Annotated in this window: 2 protein-coding genes, 1 rRNA gene, 1 pseudogene and 1 riboswitch; of the genes and pseudogenes, 1 reads left to right on the top strand and 3 read right to left on the bottom strand. The window is 59.0% G+C overall.

The annotated features are described in order from the left end of the window. Window positions 1-291: 291 nt before the first annotated feature. Window positions 292-2,685 carry a penicillin acylase family protein gene (locus ACP7D4_RS27540; RefSeq protein ID WP_426212595.1) on the bottom strand — a complete coding sequence of 798 codons (2,394 nt, stop codon included), beginning with the start codon at window positions 2,683-2,685 and terminating at the stop codon, window positions 292-294. 18 nt (window positions 2,686-2,703) lie between these two features. Then, window positions 2,704-2,922, bottom strand: a complete 219-nt coding sequence (locus ACP7D4_RS27535) for a hypothetical protein (RefSeq protein ID WP_426212593.1) — start codon at window positions 2,920-2,922, stop codon at window positions 2,704-2,706. A gap of 4 nt (window positions 2,923-2,926) precedes the next feature. Further along, window positions 2,927-3,021: riboswitch (glycine riboswitch) on the top strand. Window positions 3,022-3,032: 11 nt separating this feature from the next. Here ACP7D4_RS27535 and ACP7D4_RS27530 point away from each other — a divergent pair. Further along, a pseudogene (locus tag ACP7D4_RS27530) lies at window positions 3,033-3,975 on the top strand (D-amino acid dehydrogenase); the annotation flags it as partial. Window positions 3,976-4,087: 112 nt separating this feature from the next. Here the strand turns inward: ACP7D4_RS27530 and rrf are convergent. After that, window positions 4,088-4,200, bottom strand: a 5S ribosomal RNA gene (gene rrf, locus ACP7D4_RS27525). Between the last annotated feature and the right edge of the window lie 382 nt (window positions 4,201-4,582).

Here is a 4,582-nt window from a genome sequence, read left to right as displayed (position 1 = left end):
TTGTTCGTAAGCAGCAGAGAGGTGAGATTATGCAGCGTTTCGCGTTTTTCGTCAACCTCTTTTTTACTACTCCGTCTCTTTCGAAACGTCCCTGACAAGCTTGCAACTACTTGATTTCGATAACCTTTTCATCGGGGAGGCGAACTATAGCAAACCCCATTAGGCATTGGCAAGTCTTTTTATAATGAACGTTGTTGAACTGCCCGGCGCCCCTGTATCAAGATGGCATTCATGAACCAAAGTAAGAATCGGCGACCGACCGGCATAGGCGGGCGTACCACAAAACATTGCTCACTCCTTAAGTGTCTGCACCGAATAGTTAGGGTCCGCACGTATCTTTTCCGGCGTGAACGGTAGCAGGGGGAAATGCTTCTGAGAAAACAGCGGCACCTGGTCTCCGTAATACGGCGACTTCGGATCAACCGACTGGCCGTAGACTAGCATCGCGTAGGCGACGGGGCCTGCCCCGTCAAACGTCACCGTCTGCACGTAACTGGTGCCCCACGCGATGTCATGGTAGCCATCGGCGTTCAGTGCGCTGCGCATGTGGATCGAATTATAGGAGCCGTCGATGTCGCCGATCGCTCCATGCACGGGCACACGCACCCCGTTGCGGGTCTCGCTCTGGTAGTCGCCCAGGCGAGCGTCGAGCGGAATGTTGAGCGCCTGCAGTTTCTCCATCGCCGTCTTGAGCGCTGCGAGCATGGCCGGCGTCGCAGCAGGCGCCAACGAGCGCGGCGTATTGACCGGTTCGTTCACGTCGAGCGGCACCAGCCACTTTCCCGGAATGCCGGCGGCGATGTTCCAGAATTCGCGGAACAAGACCGCACCACGGCTGTCCAAATTAGCACGTCGATCCCATGCTGCGAGGGCGGTGCAAGCTGGCTGCAAGGCCGCCTCGCCTAAGGCCTGGCAACGCGGCAGCAGTTCGGGCAATACCAGTTCGGCGGCATACACGCGATTGGCGAATGCCAGGTCTTGCAAGTCGGTCACATCCAGTTTGCCGCGCTCGGCAATTTTGTCCTCCAGCTGGCGAAAGCCAATGCGCGTTCGGAGCGATTGTTCGACATCGGTCTGGCCATACAAGGGGGAATAGCCAAACGGCGCCGGCCCCTTGAGCAGTTTGCGCGCGTTGGTCAGCCAGTAGCTGTCGTTGGAATTTGCAACGTAGTCCGTGCGCAGCATGAACGGCCCGTTGGCGGGCGAAAAAGAACCAAGCGGGGCGAGCAGATCTACGCCCCATCCACATGTGCTGCGCGAGCCGTCGAAGGTCAGCAGCGGCGGCACCAGGAAGCAGTCCGACGCAAAGCGGTCAGCCGTAACGTGCGGCACCACGCTGGCGTCGGCGTACAGCGCATAGCCGTCGCGGTCGGCGGCGACGGTGTTGACCCATGGAAGGCCGACATGCTTGTCCAGCGATGTCTTCAGCTCGCTCACGCTGCGTGCACTACCGATCGCGATCCATTGCTCGAGCAGGCGCGTGTTGGCGCGGTTGGGGTCGGCCAGCACGGTTACTTCATGCTGTGTCCATGCCATGCCTGCCTCGGGCCAGACCAGGACAGCGCCTTGCTTGCTGAAATAAAAGATCTTGCTGCGCTTGGCCAGTGTGTCATCGGGCTGCAGCACGTCGATCTCGGCCGTCCGGCTAGTCATCTTGACCGGCACCCCGTCCGACAAATACGTGGTGCCGCTGGCGTCATGGGTATCGAGCGTCAGCTTGAAGGTCGTAAAGTGAACGGCTGCGGTAACAGTGTGGCTCCAAGCAATATCCTTGTTGAAGCCGATGACCACCATCGGGATTCCGCCCAGCACCACGCCCATCGCATCGTAGCGGCCGGGCACGGTCAAGTGCGCCTGGTAGAAGCGGTCTGTGCTGGTCCAGGGATAGTGCGGATTGCCGAGCAAAAGACCGCGACCGCTGGCACTTAGGTCTTTGCCGACCGCGATGGCGTTGCTGCCGAGCTGCTCGCTGGTGAGCCGCGCCAAGCGAGCGCGCAGCAGGGATTCGTCGGCCTTTCCTGCAAGTGCGGGCGAGGCGGGTCCTATCTGGCCGGGCGCCCGCCCGCCGTTGACAAATTCCTGAGCGAACACTTCACCCGATGCGTGCAGCGCTTTTTCCGCAAGCACCAGGTACATGTCCTCGACCGTAATCGGTTTAACCCAGGCGGCGTTGTTGCAGGCCGCCGGAAGCTTGCCGGCGCTATCCTTCAAGTAACGGTTATAGCCTGCGACATAGCCCGCCAACAAGTCTCTCGGCTCCGCGCCGCCGGCCACATAGTTCGCCTTGAGCTGCTCCTGGTCGATGTAGGCCTTGAAGAAAAAATCGCTGTCTTCATTGCGCAAGTTGATGTAATCAATCGCGGCGCCGTATTCGCCGTCCGCAGGCTCGGTCGCGCGTGCGGCGGGACCGAAATAGCGCGAGCGTTCCCCGCGCACGGTAAGCAGCGTATCGGCGAACATGCACACGTTATCTTGCGCATAAGCATAGGCAAGCCCATAGCCGAGCCCGCGGAAATCACTGGCTTTGACGTGGGCCACACCGTAACTGGTGCGCGCCAGTTCGGCGTGCACCCGAGCCGGTGGCTGCTGTCCAGGATGCGACTCATCGACCCGGCCGCATCCATTCAACACCAAACCCATCAAGAAGGCCACGGTGGTTCCGGATCCCCATGTCGCAATTCGCATCATCAACTCCTTTGTAATTTACATAACAATCGCCTGAGCAAGCTTACGAAGTTGTCGATTATTCACATTGAGGTCAGTCAACATGCGGGCATCGTCAACAGAGCCTTGGGGAAAGTGTATGCGTAACAAAAAGGGCTGAAAAGTTAAATACCAAGCTTTCCCGAAAAACCACATGCACACGAAAGCGCTTGGAATATACGGCATCGCCGGTATAAGCTGCGGCATCGTCGGCGTCATGCCGACCGCGTTATCGGGAGAGTCTGCGCCACGATTTGCCGCAGCGCCGAAGGAGCAACCGCCCCGGAATCTCTCAGGCCCAAGGACCGACGCGGCTATACCGTCACCGTCATTATCGGGCCAACACGGTTGAGACCACGCGCTTGGCGACTGCCGCGTGAGCACCTGTTCGGTTGGGCCGCCGACGAGCAAATCGACTTCGACGTCAAGCGCGAAGGCATCCTCCACATCTATCGCGACAAAGGCAGTTTCCAGCACGCGGCGGGCGTCAGCCGCCTACTGGCCGAAGGGGGTCTGCAACGCCGCGCCGTGACGCCAGAAGAAATGCGCGCCATCGAACCGACGCTGGCGGGTGCCTACTAAGGGGGCTTTTTTACCGATAGCGACGCCACCGGCAACATCCATAAATTTACGGTCGGACTCGCCGCAGCTGCGGGGCGAAAGGGAGTTGAATTCGTGCATGGTCAGGCCGTGCGCGAGATGACCACCACCGGCAAGAACGTTTGCATCACTCTGGGCGAAAGTGGCGACAAAAGCGGACAAGTGCTGCGCTTTGACGGTGTTGTTGTGTGCGCCGGGACGGCTAGCCGGGCGCTGGCCGCCATGCTCGGCGACCGCGTCAACGTCTATCCGGTCAAGGGCTACTCGATCACTGTCAACTTGAACGATGCGCACAGTCAAGCGGCGGCGCCGACCGTCAGCCTGCTCGACGACGCCACCAAGCTGGTTACCAGCCGGCTTAGTACAGAGCGCATCCGCGTTGCCGGCACCGCTGAGTTCAATGGTTTAAACCGCGATATTCGCGCCGACAGAATTCGTCCCCTGGTCGACTGGGTTCACCACTGCTTCCCAGGAATTAATACGCGCAGCGTCGTTCCGTGGGCCGGCTTGCGTCCGATGCTGCCGTCCATGCTGCCGCGGGTCGGGCGGGGCAAGTCGCCGTGCGTGTTCTACAACACGGGACACGGCCATCTTGGCTGGACCCTGTCGGCAGCGACCGCCGACGCAATTGCCCAGGTGGTTTCACGCGGGCATGCCGCAGAGCGCATGTAGATCCAACCCCGGACTGCTCGAACTTTGCATAGTTGAGACAGGGCCACGTGACAGACCCGATAGATAGACGAAAAAAACCCCGGCGTCTCCACGGGGGTTTTCTAGAATAATAGCCTGACGATGACCTACTTTCACACTGGTTGCAGCACTATCATCGGCGTAAAATCGTTTCACGGTCCTGTTCGGGATGGGAAGGGGTGGTACCGATTTACTATGGTCATCAGGCATAACTTGTACTGAAATCGTTCCCGACTGGGCAACGCTTTCGCATGTCTCTGTCATGCAGGCACGTATTATAGCCGCGCTCTTTCCAAGTATGCAAGGCATACCTCGATGTAGAGCGCCTGCTGCTCGCCGATAACGGTGTTCGACCACGGGCCGACGCGAATGGAACGGATGAAATGATGGTAGCGGGACGCAAGCATGGCGGATTGCATCTGCCCTACGAGAAACCGTGCTTGCGTTTTGACTGGGTAGATTTGCGGACGAAAAAAACCCCACATTTCTGCGGGGTTTTTTAATATAACTAGCCTGACGATAACCTACTTTCACACTGGTTGCAGCACTATCATCGGCGTAATATCGTTTCACGGTCCTGTTCGGGATG

Source organism: Massilia sp. TWP1-3-3, assembly GCF_049897805.1.
Lineage (GTDB): Bacteria > Pseudomonadota > Gammaproteobacteria > Burkholderiales > Burkholderiaceae_D > Telluria_A.
The sequence above is the reverse complement of the archived record's forward strand: the minus strand, read 5'-3'. Positions and strand labels throughout refer to the sequence as shown.